15 protein-coding genes and 2 pseudogenes are annotated in these 15486 nt (G+C 71.8%); 9 read left to right on the top strand and 8 right to left on the bottom strand.

Translation table 11 applies throughout. The features are described 5' to 3' along the window. Window positions 1-277: 277 nt before the first annotated feature. Complete coding sequence (locus CXR04_RS01530) at window positions 278-658, bottom strand: helix-turn-helix transcriptional regulator (RefSeq protein WP_199850366.1); 381 nt, start codon at window positions 656-658, stop codon at window positions 278-280. 248 nt (window positions 659-906) lie between these two features. Here CXR04_RS01530 and CXR04_RS01525 point away from each other — a divergent pair, with 248 nt between their 5' ends. The 3 genes from CXR04_RS01525 (at window position 907) to CXR04_RS01515 (ending at window position 3044) form a co-directional block, all read left to right on the top strand. Then, a complete protein-coding gene (locus tag CXR04_RS01525; RefSeq protein WP_234379983.1) occupies window positions 907-1203 on the top strand; it encodes an ANTAR domain-containing protein in 297 nt (98 codons plus the stop codon). Then, complete coding sequence (locus CXR04_RS01520; protein ID WP_101420103.1) at window positions 1166-1516, top strand: hypothetical protein; 351 nt, start codon at window positions 1166-1168, stop codon at window positions 1514-1516. The genes CXR04_RS01525 and CXR04_RS01520 overlap by 38 nt, the downstream gene beginning before the upstream one ends. Window positions 1517-1964: 448 nt before the next feature. After that, window positions 1965-3044, top strand: coding sequence for a cytochrome P450 (locus CXR04_RS01515; RefSeq protein WP_234379982.1), 1080 nt, complete (start codon window positions 1965-1967; stop codon window positions 3042-3044). Between the two features lie 549 nt (window positions 3045-3593). Here CXR04_RS01515 and CXR04_RS01510 read toward each other — a convergent pair. Further along, entirely contained in the window at window positions 3594-4289 is a 696-nt protein-coding gene (locus CXR04_RS01510) for a class I SAM-dependent methyltransferase (protein WP_101420101.1), read from the bottom strand. A gap of 116 nt (window positions 4290-4405) precedes the next feature. Here CXR04_RS01510 and CXR04_RS35460 point away from each other — a divergent pair. Together CXR04_RS35460 and CXR04_RS01500 are read left to right on the top strand one after the other, a co-directional pair. Beyond that, window positions 4406-4743, top strand: a pseudogene (locus CXR04_RS35460) (hypothetical protein); the annotation flags it as partial. A gap of 112 nt (window positions 4744-4855) precedes the next feature. Further along, window positions 4856-5323, top strand: coding sequence for a hypothetical protein (locus CXR04_RS01500; protein ID WP_101420100.1), 468 nt, complete (start codon window positions 4856-4858; stop codon window positions 5321-5323). Between the two features lie 221 nt (window positions 5324-5544). Here the strand turns inward: CXR04_RS01500 and CXR04_RS01495 are convergent, their stop codons facing one another. Then, entirely contained in the window at window positions 5545-6444 is a 900-nt protein-coding gene (locus CXR04_RS01495) for a ThuA domain-containing protein (protein ID WP_234379981.1), read from the bottom strand. 609 nt (window positions 6445-7053) lie between these two features. Here CXR04_RS01495 and CXR04_RS01490 point away from each other — a divergent pair. Both CXR04_RS01490 and CXR04_RS01485 read left to right on the top strand, forming a co-directional pair. Further along, window positions 7054-7524, top strand: coding sequence for a peptidoglycan-binding domain-containing protein (locus CXR04_RS01490; RefSeq protein ID WP_101420098.1), 471 nt, complete (start codon window positions 7054-7056; stop codon window positions 7522-7524). Window positions 7525-7776: 252 nt separating this feature from the next. Beyond that, window positions 7777-8802: an ArsR family transcriptional regulator gene (locus CXR04_RS01485; protein ID WP_101420097.1), complete on the top strand. Its 1026-nt coding sequence runs from the start codon at window positions 7777-7779 to the stop codon at window positions 8800-8802. An 80-nt stretch (window positions 8803-8882) separates the two neighbouring features. Here CXR04_RS01485 and CXR04_RS01480 read toward each other — a convergent pair whose 3' ends face one another. Further along, window positions 8883-10094 carry a hypothetical protein gene (locus tag CXR04_RS01480; RefSeq protein ID WP_101420096.1) on the bottom strand — a complete coding sequence of 404 codons (1212 nt, stop codon included), beginning with the start codon at window positions 10092-10094 and terminating at the stop codon, window positions 8883-8885. 114 nt (window positions 10095-10208) lie between these two features. Here CXR04_RS01480 and CXR04_RS01475 point away from each other — a divergent pair, with 114 nt between their 5' ends. Further along, complete coding sequence (locus CXR04_RS01475) at window positions 10209-10892, top strand: response regulator transcription factor (protein WP_101420095.1); 684 nt, start codon at window positions 10209-10211, stop codon at window positions 10890-10892. Beyond that, entirely contained in the window at window positions 10876-12363 is a 1488-nt protein-coding gene (locus tag CXR04_RS01470; protein WP_101420094.1) for a sensor histidine kinase, read from the top strand. Before CXR04_RS01475 ends, CXR04_RS01470 begins: the two co-directional genes overlap by 17 nt. A gap of 126 nt (window positions 12364-12489) precedes the next feature. Here CXR04_RS01470 and CXR04_RS01465 read toward each other — a convergent pair whose 3' ends face one another. The 4 genes and pseudogenes from CXR04_RS01465 to CXR04_RS01450 all read right to left on the bottom strand — a co-directional run bounded on the left by CXR04_RS01465 (window position 12490) and on the right by CXR04_RS01450 (window position 15470). Then, complete coding sequence (locus tag CXR04_RS01465; RefSeq protein WP_101420093.1) at window positions 12490-13659, bottom strand: NAD-dependent formate dehydrogenase; 1170 nt, start codon at window positions 13657-13659, stop codon at window positions 12490-12492. Window positions 13660-13767: 108 nt separating this feature from the next. Beyond that, the gene (locus CXR04_RS01460) at window positions 13768-14691 is read right to left on the bottom strand and encodes a LysR family transcriptional regulator (RefSeq protein WP_234379980.1); all 924 of its coding nucleotides are present in this window, start codon (window positions 14689-14691) and stop codon (window positions 13768-13770) included. A gap of 108 nt (window positions 14692-14799) precedes the next feature. Further along, window positions 14800-14966 (bottom strand): annotated as a pseudogene (locus CXR04_RS01455) (VOC family protein); the annotation flags it as partial. Window positions 14967-15032: 66 nt separating this feature from the next. Then, the gene (locus tag CXR04_RS01450; RefSeq protein ID WP_159072243.1) at window positions 15033-15470 is read right to left on the bottom strand and encodes a hypothetical protein; all 438 of its coding nucleotides are present in this window, start codon (window positions 15468-15470) and stop codon (window positions 15033-15035) included. Window positions 15471-15486 lie beyond the last annotated feature (16 nt).

Here is a 15486-nt window from a genome sequence, read left to right as displayed (position 1 = left end):
CCCGGTCGTCCGCCTCGGTCGCGTGCTCCCGCCGCGCCTCCGCGGCACATGCGGTCCTGGCCATCATCACCCGCCGGGCCGGGTTGTGCAGGCGTGTTACTCCTCCGACCGGTGCTGGACGAGCGCGCCGACGAACGGTCCGGCAGAGAGGTCCCGTACGACGGGATCGTGACGGGCTGCGACCGGCGTGCGCGGTCCGCGTCAGGTGCCCGCCAGTTGTGTGCCCTCTGCCTGCCCCGCGTCCCCGTTCCGTCTCCTTCTGTTCGTGATCGATCCTTCACGCCTGCGTCTGCCTGCCGGCATCGTCCGGTGGTGGGTGCGGGAGGTCCTGGGGCGCGAGGTCCGGCTGGTTTCCGGGCTCTTCGTGCCGCGCCAGGAGGGCCAGAAGGGTCGCCACGGTCAGGCCGGACTCGGCTGGGTGGCGCAGGGGGACGTCCTCTTGGATGCGGTAGGTGTTGGAGCGGCCGTGCCGGGTGCGGGAGAGGTAGCCGCCTTGCTCCAGGTCGGCGATGATCCGCTGGCAGGCCCGTTCGGTGAGTCGGCAATGTGCCGCTATGTCGCGGATCCGCACCGAGGGGTTGTCGGCGATGGCGGCCAGGACGCGGGCGTGGTTGGTGAGGAAGGTCCAGCCGGTGTGTGATTCGGGTGCGGTAGCCATCACCGGTATCGTACGATGCCGCCTTCGCGTACCGTAAGACGCGAAATCCATGTCGTGAATCGTCGTGCATTATCGAGTGAGGCGAGCAGGAGACCGTCATGCCCTCTCCGCATAGGGACCCCGGGATGCCCCACATACGGCCTGCGGCCGACAACGACACCACCGCTCAGCCGTCACGGCAGCCGGCGGGAGAACCCGGGCCGGCCCTCGGCGGGCTGCCGCCGTGGGTCCGGCACCGGCTGGCCGAGTTGAGCGAGGAGAACGCCCAACTCAAACAGGCCATCCGGACCAGGCCGGTGGTCGATCAGGCCCGCGGGGTCCTGATGACCGTCCTCCATGGCGATGCCGACGACGCCTGGCAGGTGCTGCGGCAGACCTCCCAGCACGCCAACGTCCCTCTGCGCGACGTGGCCTCATGGGTGGTTTCCTCCACCGGCGGCACACCGATGTGCGAAGACCTTCGGGTTCCGATGCGCAAGGCGATGGAACGGGTGTGGAGGCAGCGAGATGGTGAAGGCAGCAGACGCACCGCATCTGCTTCTTGACGAGGTCTGCCGACTCCTCGCCGCTGCCGGCTTCGACGTCACCGCCGGCGGCGGAGAAGGGGCGGCGGGCCTGCACGTGCGACGCGACGTCGACGCCGTGGTGGTGCGGTGGGAACCCGGCGCCGCGCTCGATCCCGCCGGACGTGGCCACAGCGAGCCCGACGGCATCCGCGCGGCCCTGCGTTACGCCTTACTGGCGACCCTCACCCAGGCCGGCCACGCCGTCCACGTGGACCACGACAGCGACGACGTCCACGTCAGAGGACCCGCGCCGACGGAGCGCGCGGAGGTGATCCGTGATGTCGGCGAGTAACCCCGAACGCCGCAGCCACACCCGGCTCAAGGTCCTGGCCGCCGCGCCGAGAGCCGTCGTCGGCCCGTAGGGGTGTCAGGTGGGTAGGTGGCGTCGGGTAGCCGTTCGGCAAAGGCACGTGAGCGGGCAGAGCGCCCGTCCGCCGTGAGCGGGAACCCGCCGGGAGCCCTGGCCCACGCAGTGTTCGACGCCGGACTGGGCCGTGGTCGCAATCCCGGTCATCCCGTCCGCCGTGAGGATATGGCGGGGTCCCTGGGGGAAAAGAGCATTCGGCATCCGCTTCAGGGAAGGGGAGGTACCGCTTGTGGACCGTGGGGCTGCCGAGAACGGCGAGAGCAAGGGGTACGGGTGTCGCAGGATCGAGCGGGCGACGGCTGCCGATGGTTGCCCCGTCTCGCGGGCCGGGGACGGCCAGTGGCAGGTACGGGGGTACGAAGAGGCCCGTACGGTGTTACGAAGCACCGCCACCGTCCAGGCCGGCCTCGGCATCGAAACCGTCGAGAAAATGCCGTCAAGAATCCGGCGGCCGGTGCTCTACCGGGATGGACCGGAACACCGTGAGCACCGTCGGCAGACCGCCCGATTCTTCACTCCGCGCCGCGTCGACCAGCACTACCGGGACGTCATGGTCCGGGTCACGCAGGCCCAGCTCGACCGCCTCACGGCTGCCGGCCGGGCCCCGCTGTCCGACCTCACCTTCACCCTGGCGATCGAAGTGGCCTGCGCCGTCATCGGCCTGACCGATAGCAGACCCGGTATAAAGCAGCGGCTCGAGCGCTTCTTTCCCGAGAAGTTCGGTAAGCCCGGGCTGACGAGCTTCCACGGCATCTACTGGATGGTGCGGCAGAACATCAACTGGCTGCGCTTCTACCTGGGCGATGTCCGGCCCGCCGTGCGGGCCCGGCGCCGCGAGCGCCGTGACGACCTCATCTCCCATCTGATCGACGAGGGCTGCTCTGACCAGGAGATCCTGGGGGAATGCCTCACCTTCGCGGCGGCTGGCATGGTCACCACCCGCGAGTTCATCAGCGCCGCCGCCTGGCATCTGTTCTCGGACGAGGCGCTGCTGACGCACTATCGAGCGGCGGACGAGGGCGGGCGGCTCGCGGTGCTCAACGAGATTCTCCGTGTCGAACCTGTCATCGGCCGCCTTCAGCGCCGGGCGACCGAGCCGCTCGACCTGCCGGGCGAGGGCGACGAGACGCTGACGGTGCAGACCGGGGACCGCATCGACATTCTCATCGACGGCACGAACCTCGACGAACGAGCCGTGGGCCCGGTGCCACCCCGAATCCGTCCCGGGCGCGCGATGAAAGACGGTGCAGGTTCACCCGGCCTCTCCTTCGGTGACGGCCCGCACAAATGCCCCGGCGTCCATGTTGCGCTTCAGGAGACGGACATCTTCCTCAGCCGGCTGTTCGCGACTCCGGGACTGCGGATGGCGACACCGCCCACGGTCGGTTTCATCGAGGGCATCGGCAGCTACGAACTCCGCCACTGCGTCCTGGAGGTCGACACCGCGCCGTGACCGGGCGGGGCCGGTACCACCGAGGGCCGGTCGGCCGCGGCGGTACGGGTGGACGCAGCCTGCGCCGGTCGGGTGTGCCCGTGTCCAGGAGGATCAGTTCGTTCGTCGTCCGGGTGGACGCGTGTGAAGGCCGCGCGGCCGGCGGCGAGGCGAGCCGGAAGACCAGTCCGGGGCCGAGTTCCACCCGCACGGTCAGTCCCACTGCGCAGGCCAGGGCGAGCAACGGGTGCCGTCGCGGCCGTCGGCGCCCTGGGGGTTCGTGGGGCTCCTGGTGCCGCACGTGGCGCTCGCGCTGCTCGGCGCGGGACCTGCGGCTCGCCCTGCCCGGCGCCGCACTGGCCGGGGCGCCGTCATCGACGGCGCCGCCCCCGGCGGCACCACGATCAGGGCCCTCACCGGGCTCGTGCTGCTGCGTGCGCTCTCCTGGCACGAACTGACCCGGGCGAGAAGGAGCACTTACCCGAATCCTGGGGACCGCAGCCGCGCCGAACGGCGAAACCACCTGAGCCGCGGCAACCGCCCTGCTCAACAGCCACGTCCGGCGTGCTATCAGGGCCGGAGGAGCCTGACGGCGAGGAAACACGGAGCCTGGTGGAGCTTGTCGTAGGCCGGTTCGTCGAGTTCTCGCAGGCCGGGCGTCGGGCGAGGCTCGATGAGTCTTTCGAGAATGAATCCGGCGGCCAGCAGCTCGTTCAGGAAGGTTTCCAGCGTCATGCGCTGGTAGTGGACTCCCAACGGGCCCCCGCCGAGCGGGAGATCAACCCAGTCGTCGGCGTAGTACGAAGCGCCGAACTTCCGCCAGTCGGCAGTAGGGTGCGTCGTCGATACCAGCAGCCATCCACCGGGACGCAGGACACGTCGAACCTCGCCGAGGAGACGCGGGCGGTCGGAGATGTGGTGAAGCATCAATGCGCACACGACCCCGTCGAACGATGCGTCGTCGACGAAGTGCAGCGGCTTCTCCGCGTCGTGCATGCGCAGTTCGGCCCGGTCGCCCAATCGCTCCCGCGCGTGACGCAGCAGAGTCGCGCTGCCGTCGATCCCGAACACCTGGGCACCCCTTGCCAGGAGCTCGGCCGCATAGTGCCCGGCCCCGCACCCGACATCGAGAATCCTCAGCCCCACGACATCCCCCGCCAGCGCGAGCATCGCCGGCCGGTCGGTGTACGCGTTGTAGGGGCTGGTGTCGGCGTTCCTTGCGAAGTAGTCGCCGAGTTCGTCGTGGTACGCGGTCTCCGCTGGCATCGTGACAGCATCGCGCCGGTGGCCGCCAACGGCGAGCGGTTTTGCGCAGCCAAGGATGCGTCCTGCCAACGGCTGACTCGACTTGGGGCCTGGGCGGCTCAAAGATCGACGTCGTCGCCTTGGCGGAAGCCCGGTGCGGGGAACGGCTCGCGCTGTTGGAGCGGTTCATCGAGGTGGAGGCCGAGGCCGAACGTTCCGCCCTCAACGGGCCTGCCGAGTGGGAGGACACCGACGCCTGGTTCCTCACGACCCGGGACGTCATGAACAGGCTGTGGGTCGTGGAGCGGCTCATCCGTATCCAGTTTCCCTGCCTGTACACGACGCGGCACGCGCGTACTTCCTCGACGTCAAACGGACGGTCTGGGAAGGCTTGCCCGATGGCGGGAGCGTGCGGGACTACCTGGAGGGCAACCGGCCGGCGGTTCTGGACGCGGCCCGCACGGTCATGGGGTAGCAACACCCCCGACCCGTGGATCCTTTACGGGAGACAGTCCTTAGCCGCGGAGGCCGGCCGGGCTCGGGGCTGTGGGTATGCGGGGTCGTGGGCCCAGCTCTAGGATCAGCACGTGTCGTCCGTCATATCCGTCCGTAGCGGGGCAGTGATCACCGCCGGGGTCCTGCTCGTTGCCTCGCTCACGTCGTGTGCCAACTACGTCGGCTGCGGCATCGGCCGCCTCGGCGACGATGTCACCGCGGCCGATCTGGAAGGCCGCTATGAGGGTGACCGGTTCGGCACCCTCACGCTCAAATCCGGCGGGGTCCTCGCCTATGGCGGGTGGCCGGACATGAGCGGGTTCGACTGGGAAGACGAGCCAAGAACCTCCGGTGTCGGTCGGTGGGAACTTGGCGCCGGCGAGGAGCGAGGCACTCTGTCCGTCGGACTTGAGGGGATTCATGGCAGGGACTATCGCGGCCCCTCGGGGATGTACAGCTTGACGCTGGAAGCGGAAGGCTCGGCTGATGACCTGCAGTTGGCGATCTACCTCGGGGACCCTGATACATGCGACCTCAACACCTTCGATCGGATTGAGTGACGCCTGCCCTGCTGCGCAAGCGGGTCGCCAAGGGCGCGGTGTCCTTTGCGGTGATCGGTCGGCCGCTGTCTGGCCAGGGTCTTCCCGGCGGCTTCGGCGGCTTCGGGGAATCCCGACCGCCGGCCGGTCGTCGGTGGAGCGTGACGACCGGCCTGGTCGGTGGGGGGCCGTCCGCGTGGAGCGGAATTGCGGCCGGGGTGTGGCTGCTTCCGATTAGGTGGTCACGGCGTGCACTGGCCTCCGCCGCCCTGGCCGGCCGCCCAGCCGATCCCTCCGACTAGGTGCTTGACGAGGTTGTTGTCCCCGCCGTTCTGGGTGTAGGACTCCGCGAAGTGGCCCATCCCGGTGACCCAGATGCGGCCGCCGTCGTAGTGCTTGCACCAGGAGATCGGGTGGTCCTCGCCCATCGCGTTGGGGCCGGGGTTGTACGTCTCCTCGTCGAGCGTTGCCAGCACACGTGCGTCGCCGCGCACGCTGCGGGCGAAGTTGTAGTGCTCGTCTCCGAAGGCGAACTCCTTGGGAAGGTTGCGCGTCGACGGGTGGTTGCGGTCGGCGACCCGCACCGTGGCGACGTTGTTGAGGTCGCTGGCGGCGTGGCCCGTCATCAGCGTGCCGACCGCGCTGTCGGCCGCGCCGTCCCACCAGTCCCAGGTGGTGACGCCGGCGCCCATGTCGACCGCGTTGTGGTTGGCGGCGATTCCGCCGCCGGCGTTGACGAACCCACGGATGGCGGTGCGCTGTTCCTCGTCCCACAGCGGGCCCGGACGGCCGCCGCCGAGCCACTGCGACGAGGAGTTGAAGAGGAAGATCGCGTCGTACTGGGCCAGGTTCTCCGGGGTGAAGACGCGGGGGTTCGCGTCCGGGTGGTCGCAGTTGCCGACGGCCCCGCCGAGACCGTCGCAGTCCTCCCGTACCGATGAGATCCCGGCCTTGTCCAGTGCCTTCTGGATCGGGCCGATGCCGCCGTCGATCGAGCCGGCGTGGCGGTACCCGGTCGTGCCGGTGTAGATCAGGACCTTCGACTCGGACTTGGCCTCGGCAGGTACCGCCGATGACGCGACGAGCCCGATCGCCGCCACCGCCAACAACGCACGGTGCACGCCTGGTCGTGCGTAACGCATGGCACTCCCCTCACCTTTGGTGTCTTCAACAACTACGGCCTCTCTTCGAGGACATGTCAAGACGACGGGGCCGGCCGGGCATCTCGCCGTGCCCCCGTGCGGCGCTTCCCACCTGGGCTTTTGAGCTGCGCCGCGCGTATCTGTCCGTGCCGGCGCCAGTGTGCGAGGCTCTCCGGCAACGCGATCACCCGACAGGTCCTGAAAGATCAGACACGTACCCAGGCGCAGGAGTGCCGGAACCTGAGCCTGGCGCCTCGACGTTGATCGACTCCCGCATGGTCCAGCTCGCCGCTGACGGCGACATCGACGAGGGCGCCGAGGTCCGGCCCCGTGACTACGGGGACGCAAGGTGCCGACCGGCCCGGCAAGGCCCCGTGAGCAGTCATGAACTCCGGCGTAGCGGAGCGAGCCCCGCCGCGTCTTCTGGAAGGGAAGTCAGCATGCCGGTCTCCATTCGCCCGAGAACCCATGGGGCGCCGTACGTCGTCGAAGACCCACGTATCAGGGCGCTCGCGGCGGCGCTCGGCTCGCCCGGCCCGGGGCAGTCGCGGTGAGCCCGCTCGACGGCGAGGTGTATCCGGCCCTCGCCAACGGCGCGGGCGGCTCACCGTGTTCGGGCGGGGCGGGAGAAGGCGCGGCGGCAGGGGGTGCGCGCGTGGCGCCGATCGCTACGGGCGCGCCATCCGCTGGCGCGAGGCGGCCGACGGCGGTACGCCGGCGTCGTTCCGCTGGGAGGAGTTCCTCGTCGCCGGTGATCCGGACCTGTCCTCCGAGGGCGCGTTCGCCGCACCCAAGGGCCTCCGGTTCGGCGCGGACGGAACCCTCTGGATCTCCACCGGCATCTCCGGCCACGACCTGAACGGCATCGCGGCGGTCCATGAGGCGGCCGGGAGCAACGCCCTGCCGGCCGCCGATCCCACGACCGGGAAGGTCCGCAACGTGGAGATCGACGGGATCTTCGGCCGCAGCACCGAGACGGCCACGAGGGACGCGCAGAGCCGGTGCGGCGTAGGTGTCGACGGCATCATCGGCTCGGGCACCTGGCGCTGTCTGCACAACTTCGACCAGCAGCCGCCCTGACGCGGGATACGTGACGGGCGGCCCGTCCGCGCCCCACGTGCCGTCACCTCCATCCGCCGGTGCACGCCCGGCCCATGCCTGAGACCGGCGTCTGTCCCCGCGCAGGCGCCGGCAAGCGTGCGTCGCACGCTCGTTGAACAGCCGTTTATCGTTTCCTGATCGCAGCTTCCTACGGTCGTCTGGCCCGATCACGCGCCGAGCGGACCCACGTGCGCCGTCGGGCAGGATCCGAACTCAGGCTGGGGGAACGACGTGCTCCGCATTCACTTCACCGATGTGGATCTGGCGAGGACCCGGCTCGCCCCCGCCCCTGACCCCATGTTCGAGATCGCCGCGAGTCTGCACCGGCTGCAGTTCCGAGGCGGACGGTGGGCCTACGCCGGCTGGTACCGCACGACACGGCAGCGGCTGCGGGAGGCGGGGCTGGAGCGGGCGCTGCGGAGTGTCCTGCTGCCCCTGTATCCGAGGGCCGCGTACTTTCCGGACTTTCTCACTCCGGCCGATGCGGTGAACGGCCTGGACGCCGGACTGGAGTCGATCCTGGCCACGCCGCCGCAACGGGTGGTCGAGGAGATGACCATCCTCGACCGGACCGTCGGAGCACCCGCGTGGGCCGGCCAACTGGCCGGACGGGAGGCGCGCCAGGAGTTCGCGGGGATCCTGCGCGCGTACTTCGAGGCCGTCGTCGCTCCCCACGCGGAGCAGGTGCAGGCGCGGATCGAAGCCGAGCGGGCGGTGCGCTCCCGGGGGCTTCTCGACGGGGGAGTGGAGGGCATGCTCGCGGGACTCAGACCCATGCTGCGCTGGTCTCCGCCCGTCCTGGAGGTCGCCTACCCCAGACAGGCGGAGGACCGGGACCTGTATCTGAACGGCCGCGGACTCACCCTCGTCCCTTCGTACTTCAACTGGGGCGAGCCGGTCGCCTTCGCCGACCCCGGACTGCCGCCCGTGGTCTGGTACTCGCTGCTCCACGAGCCCGAAGCCCGCTCCGTGACCGCCGGCGCCCCCGATCAGTCCCTCACCAATCTCCTCGGACGTGCCCGCGCGGTCGCTCTGCGCGCCGCGTCCGCGGGCGCCACGACCGGCGAGATCGCCCGCGCCGCCGGGGTCTCGGCCTCCGCCGCCAGCAGGCACGCCACCGCGTTGCGCGACGCCGGCCTCATCACCACCGTCCGGCACGGTCCGGCCGTGCTGCACACCCTCACACCCACAGGCGCGTCCCTGCTGCGCGCCGCCACGCGCAGGGCCGAGGACGACGTCACGGGCACCGCCGTCTGAGCCGACGACCCGGCGCCGAGTCCGCGCCCGCGGCATCGTGCCGGCCACACCCGGCGTGACGCCCCGGCCGCGGCACCCGCTCACGGCGGTCCGTTGCCCAGCAGGACCACCGCGCCGTACGTGCCCGAGGCCAGGGCCGCCGTGGCTGCCACCGCCGCGCTTCTTCCCGCGGGCCAGCGCGCCATGGCGGCCGCCAGGGGGAGCAGGAGTGGGAAGGCCGGGGTCATGAGGCGGGGGCGGGAGCCGAAGTAGGCCGCGCCGACCAGGGAGAGGGCCACGACGGCGCAGGCGTACGTGAACAGGGCGGGCGGCTGGTGTTGCCGGGCGGCGGCGACGAGGAGTGCGCCGACCAGGCCCAGCGCGGCGCACACCCCGGCGCCGCCGAGCGGGGAGGGCCAGGGGCCGGTGAGGAGGTCCCAGATGAAGCCCGCGAGCGCCGCGCCGCCGTCGATGCGGTTGCCCCAGGCCGCCTGAACGTGGAAGTAACCGAAGGGACTTCCCTCGTGCACCCCGACGTAGGCCATGTACGCGAACCAGCCCAGCGGCGCGAGGAGCATCCCCGTGAGCAGCCGCCCGTTCCGGCGCAGCAGCCTGCCGACCGGCGTGCCGCCCCGGGCCTGCACCACCAGGTGGGCCGCCCCGGCGGCGGCGAGGGCGGCGAGCAGCGCGGCGGCCGTCGGGCGGCACAGCCCCGCCACCGCGGCCAGCAGGCCCGCCGTCCGCCAGCGGCCGGTCAGGGCGGCGTGGAGGGACCACGCCGTGAGCGCCGTGAACAGGGACTCGGTGTACGCCATCCACTGCACGAACCCCGTCGGCAGCACGCCCCACAGGGCGGCCAGCAGGACCCCCGCGCGGTGTCCGGCGACATGGGTGCCCACCGCGTAGATGCCCCACGCGGCGACGAGCGACGAGACCACCGCCACCAGCAGTCCGGCGTCCGCCGCCCCGAGCGGCGAGGCCGCCGCAAGCAGCCGCTCAAGCCCTGGCAGGAGCGGGAAGAAGGCGAGGTCCGGGTGGACGCTGCCGTCCGGCAGGCGGGCCTCGTAGCCGTAGCCGTTCTCCGCGATGCGCCGGTACCAGACCGCGTCCCAGCGGCCGTTGAGCCGGCGCAGGGGATCCTCGTCCCTCAGCGCGGCGCTCCCGCAGAGCAGGAGCAGCCCGGTGAGCCGCACCGCCGCGTAGGCGGCCAGGGCGGATACCGCCGCCGGGACCGCCGTCGGCACGACGCGCGGTGTTCGCCGGGGCCGCCGGGGGACGGAAGACGCAGGGTCCGTACGGGGGAAAGCCGTCATGGGACCCGGATGTTCGCCGGTTGCCGCTGTGAGGACGCTGAAGCACCCTGAACACCGCTTCAGACCTGAAGAGTTCCTTCAGGAACGAAACGGGGCCGCGGGGATACTGGACGTATGCGATTACTGGTCGTGGATGACGAGGAAGGGCTCGCCGCCTCCCTCAAGCGGGGCCTGGAGGCGGCCGGTTACGCCGTGGACCTGGCCCACGACGGCCACACCGGCCTGTACCTGGCGCGGGAGTACCCGTACCAGGCCATCGTGCTCGACATCATGCTCCCCGGGCTCAACGGCTACCGCGTGTGCGCCCGGCTGCGGGCGGAGGGCGTCGGGACGCCCATCCTCATGCTGACGGCCAAGAGCGGCGAGTACGACGAGGCCGAGGGGCTGGACACCGGTGCCGACGACTACCTGGCGAAGCCCTTCTCGTACGTGGTGCTGGAAGCCCGGCTGCGCGCGCTGCTCCGGCGGGGCGGCTCGCGCACCCGGGCGGTGCTGCGCATCGGCGACCTGTGGATCGACCCGGCGGGCCGCTCGTGCGGGCGCGGGGAGGCCGGGGTCGCGCTGACGGCGAAGGAGTTCGCCGTGCTGGAGTGCCTGGCCCGCCGGAGCGACGAGGTCGTGTCGAAGACGGAGATAGCGGAGCAGGTGTGGTCGGCGGACTTCGACGGCGACCTGAACATCGTCGAGGTGTACGTCAGCGCCCTGCGCCGGAAGATCGACATCCCGTTCGGCCGCCGCTCCATCACGACGGTGCGCGGCTGCGGCTACCTGCTCTCCGGCCATGCCGCAGCCCGCTGACCCCGGCGCCACGACGGGGTTCGGGACCCGCCTGCTGCGCCGCGCGGCGGACGATGCCCGGGGCCGTGCGGCCGTCGCCGCCGGACTCGCGGCGGGCGCGGTGGTCTTCGTCCCCCCGCTGCTGCAGGCGCGAGGTCTGCCGGGGGTGGTCCTCGTGGCGTTCGCCGCCTGGGCGGCGGGTGTGGGCAGCTCCCCGTGGCCGCGGCTGTGGGGTGCCGTAGCGGCGGGCGGGATCACGGCCGTCGAGTTCGCCGCCCGCGGCAGCCTCGGCAGTCCGCTCGACGCCTACTTCGCTTTCGGCACGAACAGATCCGTCCTGTCAAGCATCGAGACCCCCGTCTTCGCCGCACCTCTCCTCGGCGTCACCGCCGGCGTCGCGGCCTGGTTGTTCGCGATGCCCTACGGCCGGGGAGTGCCTCTACGGGCCCGGTTCGCCCTCGTCGCGTACATCGGGACGCTGCTCGGCTTCACCGCCGTGCTCGTGATCACGTCCAAGATGGCGGAGGCCAACGGCGGGTTCATCGGCTGGGGCCCGGCCGAGTTCCAGGGGGAGCTGCTCTACCTGGCGCAGGCCGCCGCCGTCGTGATCGGCACCGTCGCCTGGGTGACGGCCGGGCGCGCGCTGCGTCCCGTGGAGGCCATCCGCCAGGAACTGGAGGACATCACCCTTCGCTCGCTGGACCGGCGCGTGCCCGTGCCCAAGGGCGGGGACGAGCTGACCAGGCTGGCGCTGACGACGAACGCGATCCTCGTACGCCTGGAGCGCTCGACCGAACTCCAGCAGCAGTTCATCGGCGACGCCTCGCACGAACTGCGCAGCCCGGTGGCGGCGGTGCGCGCGTCGCTCGAATCGCTGCTGGCACACCCGGAGCAGGTCGACTGGCCCACCGCCGTACGCAGCGCCCTGCACGAACTGGAGCGGCTGCAGGGCCTCAGCGAGGACTTGCTGCTCCTGGCCCGGCTGGACGGCACCGCGGCCGTCCCCCGCGAGCCCGTCAACCTCACCGACCTCGCCCACGACCTGGTCGAGGAGCACCGCCATCTGCGCCGTTCCCACCCGCTGGAGATCCGCCTCGGCGCGTCCGGGCCGCCGGCGTGGGTGACGGGCAGCGGCATCCAACTGGAGCGCATGCTGCGGAACGTGCTGAGCAACGCCTGCCGCTACGCCGGCAAGGAGATCGAGGTGGCCGTCGGCACCGAGCGGCACGAGGGCGCCGAGACGGTACGGATCGACGTACGCGACGACGGCCCCGGGATACCGGCCGCCGACCGGGAGCGGGTCTTCGAGCGGTTCAGCCGGCTGGAGGACGCGCGGGCCCGCAAGTCCGGCGGAGCCGGCCTCGGGCTGGCCATCGCCAGGGAGATCGCGGACCACCACGGCGGCACCCTGCACTTCGCCGACGCGCCGCGGGGCGCGCACGCCGTAGGGCGGCTCCCCGCCGCCGGGCCGGGGACGGCCGCGGGGCGCTGAACGGGGCTGCGGCACACCGGCGGTGACGTGCCGTACGGCCGGGGGAGGGGACGTACGGCGCGGCCGGCCCGGGACCTCGTCGTCCGGGCCGGCCCACGCGCGGTGACTGCCGGGGAGGCAGGAGGCTCAGACCGTGGTCTCGTTGACCGCGTACGAGTGGGCGCCGGCCCCGGCGAGGGCGCCGCCGGAGACGATGAGGTACTCGTCACGGATGGGCTTGCCGTCGAGCCAGCATTCGAGGATCTCGCGGGTGCCGGCGGCGTAGCGGGCCTGGGCGGACAGGGACGAGCCGGAGATGTGCGGGGTCATGCCGTGGTGGGGCATGGTCCGCCACGGGTGGTCCGCCGGCGCCGGCTGCGGGTACCAGACGTCGCCCGCGTAGCCCGCCAGCCGGCCGCTCTCCAGGGCCTCCCGGACGGCGTCGCGGTCGGCGATGCGGGCGCGGGCCGTGTTGATGAGGTACGCCCCGCGCCGCATCGTGGACAGCAGCTCGGCGTCGAACAGGCCCTCGGTCTCGGGGTGCAGGGGCGCGTTGATGGTGACGACGTCGCAGTGCGGCACCATGGCCGCGGTCGACTCGTGGAAGACCAGCCCCAGTTCCTCCTCGACGTCCGACGGCAGGCGGTGCCGGTCGGTGTAGTGGAGCCTGACGTCGAAGGGCGCCAGCCGGCGGAGCACGGCCAGCCCGATGCGGCCCGCGGCGACCGTGCCGACGTGCATCCCTTCCAGGTCGTACGAGCGCTCGACGCAGTCCGCGATGTTCCAGCCGCCCTCGCCGGCCACCCGGTTCGACGGCAGGTAGTTGCGGACCAGCGCCAGGATCGACATCACGACGTGCTCGGCGACGCTGATGCTGTTCGAGAAGGTGACCTCGGCGACGGCCACGTCGTGGGCGATGGCGGCGTCCAGGTCGACATGGTCGGAGCCGATGCCCGCGGTGATGGCGAGCTGGAGGTTCCGGGCGGCGGCGATGCGCTCGGCCGTGAGGTAGGCGGGCCAGAACGGCTGGGAGATGACCACGTCGGCGTCGGGCAGCTCGCGGTCGAAGACGCTCGCGTCACCGTCCTTGTCGGAGGTGACGACCAGGGTGTGGCCGCGGCTCTCCAGGAAGGCGCGCAGGCCCAGTTCGCCGGAGACGCTGCCGAGCAGGTGACCGGGGGTGAAGTCGGTGCCCTGGGGCGTGGGCGCCGACTGGCCGTCCGGGTAGGACTCGATGGGGGGCAGGTCGTCGCGGGCGTAGCCGGCCGGGTATCCGCCGGTGGGGTCGTCGTAGAGCACGCACAGGACCTTGGCCATGGCCGGACTCCTCGATCGGGTGAGGCGAGTTGTGCGGGATGGCCTTCACGGTGGCGGCGGGGAGTCCGCGTGGTCAAAGCGAAGTGTTCTATGGGCGTGAGGAGTCGGCTATGAGCGCAGGTGGCGGTGGAGGAGGGCGTCCAGGGACCCGCGTACGCCCGCTTCACGTGCCACCGCCAGCAGGGCCCGGACCATGGGCGGCTGGGGCCGCTGTTCGGCGACGACCAGACCGACGCGGGCGCCGTGGGCCGGGCCGCTCAGACGTACGACGTGTTTGCCCTCGGGGACGCCGAACATGTGCAGCCAGGCGTGCGAGACGACGCTGGACCACGGGCCGGCGGCAAGGTGCGCGTACAGGCCGGCGACCGTGTCGGACTCGACGGCGGGGGAGGCGGTGGCACCTTCCGCGGCGAAGTTCTCGTCGAGGATGCGGCGGTTGCGCATGCGCGGGCCGAGCAGGCACAGCGGCAGGGCGGCGGCCTGCGCCCAGCTCGCCTCGGCGGCGCCGGCCAGCGGGCCGTCGGCCGGGGTCAGCAGCACGTACCGCTCCTCGTACAGCGGAATGCGCTGGACGTCGCGCAGCGTGGGGTCGTCGAGGTAGGTCAGCGCGGCGTCGATCTCCAGGCCGGTGAGGCGGCGGGTGATGTCCCTGGAGGACAGCGACTCCAGGCTGACCTTCGCGCCCGGGTGCCGGGCGCAGAAGGGGGTGGTGATCAGGGAGGCGACGGTGAGTGCGGTGGGGATGGCGCCCAGCCGCAGGGTGCCGGTCAGCTCGCCCTGCAGCGAGGCGAGTTCCTGGCGCAGGGCGGTGTGCTCGGCGAGCATGCGGTGCGCCCAGGTCAGCACGTGCTCGCCCTCGGGCGTCAGCCCCTCGTAGCGGGCGCCGCGGCGGATGAGGGGAACGCCGAGGTCGCTTTCGAGCTTGCGGATGCCGGCGGAGAGCGAGGGCTGGGAGACGAAGCACGCGGCGGCGGCCCGGCCGAAGTGCTGCTCCCGGGCGAGGGCGACCAGGTACTCCAACTGCCGCAGCACGCATCCCCCCAGAAACGACGGTCACGAGGCGTGGCTGCACTCTACTTGTGCACGGGCGACGATCCCGCCCGTGCGTCTCCCAGCCCCTCGGACCCGCGAGCGGCTGGTTCAGCCCTGGTACGGGGCCGCGGCGTCCAGGACCCAGGTGACGCCGAAGCGGTCGGTGAGCATGCCGAACAGCGGCGCCCACGGCGCGGGTGCCAGCGGGCGCCGTACGACCGACCTTCGGCGAGCCCGGCCCACAGGGCGCCGATCTCCTCGGCGTCGTCGCCGCGCGCCGCGGGCACCTGACCCGGCACGCGCGGGAGACCCGCCGCAACGACTCCGGCCGCCGCCGGGGTTCAGCTCCGGCGCCTGCGCGCCTGCCGTACCAGCAGAATGCTCCGCACCAGCGCCCAGACGAGCGTCGCGAACAGCGTCGGCACCCCGAAGAGCATCACGGCCCCGGCGCCGATGTTGGCGCCGATGCCGCCGGCGGTGAGGATCCGCCAGCCGTACCCGGTGCCGATCCCCGCGAGGACCAGCGGCCCGATCACCTGCCACCACCGGAGGTCGAACCACTCCAGCCAGGTGCCGACCACCAGCACCACCGCGCATACGACGGCGACGGCCATCCCGCTGATCCCGAGCGCGGGCTCCAGCCCCGGGGGCAGCTCCGGCGGCCGCATGTAGTAGTCCAGGTCGTCGAAGTCCGCGTCCAACTGACCGACTGCCCACCACACCCAGACCGGGCAGGCCAGCACGAGACCCACGGCCGCGACGGCTGAGAGCTGTCTCATGGAGCCATGGTCCGCC

The sequence above is a fragment of the Streptomyces sp. CMB-StM0423 genome, from assembly GCF_002847285.1.
GTDB lineage: Bacteria > Actinomycetota > Actinomycetes > Streptomycetales > Streptomycetaceae > Streptomyces.
This window is presented reverse-complemented; position numbering and strand designations above follow the sequence as displayed.

Excerpts from the sequence above, each read along its gene's own strand:
- CXR04_RS01520 (WP_101420103.1), top strand. The coding sequence starts at position 1,166 with ATGGTGAAGGCAGCAGACGCACCGCATCTGCTTCTTGACGAGGTCTGC.
- CXR04_RS01510 (WP_101420101.1), bottom strand. The coding sequence starts at position 4,289 with ATGCCAGCGGAGACCGCGTACCACGACGAACTCGGCGACTACTTCGCA.
- CXR04_RS01530 (WP_199850366.1), bottom strand. The coding sequence starts at position 658 with ATGGCTACCGCACCCGAATCACACACCGGCTGGACCTTCCTCACCAAC.
- CXR04_RS01475 (WP_101420095.1), top strand. The coding sequence starts at position 10,209 with ATGCGATTACTGGTCGTGGATGACGAGGAAGGGCTCGCCGCCTCCCTC.
- CXR04_RS01470 (WP_101420094.1), top strand. The coding sequence starts at position 10,876 with ATGCCGCAGCCCGCTGACCCCGGCGCCACGACGGGGTTCGGGACCCGC.
- CXR04_RS01450 (WP_159072243.1), bottom strand. The coding sequence starts at position 15,470 with ATGAGACAGCTCTCAGCCGTCGCGGCCGTGGGTCTCGTGCTGGCCTGC.
- CXR04_RS01465 (WP_101420093.1), bottom strand. The coding sequence starts at position 13,659 with ATGGCCAAGGTCCTGTGCGTGCTCTACGACGACCCCACCGGCGGATAC.
- CXR04_RS01495 (WP_234379981.1), bottom strand. The coding sequence starts at position 6,444 with ATGCGTTACGCACGACCAGGCGTGCACCGTGCGTTGTTGGCGGTGGCG.
- CXR04_RS01480 (WP_101420096.1), bottom strand. The coding sequence starts at position 10,094 with ATGACGGCTTTCCCCCGTACGGACCCTGCGTCTTCCGTCCCCCGGCGG.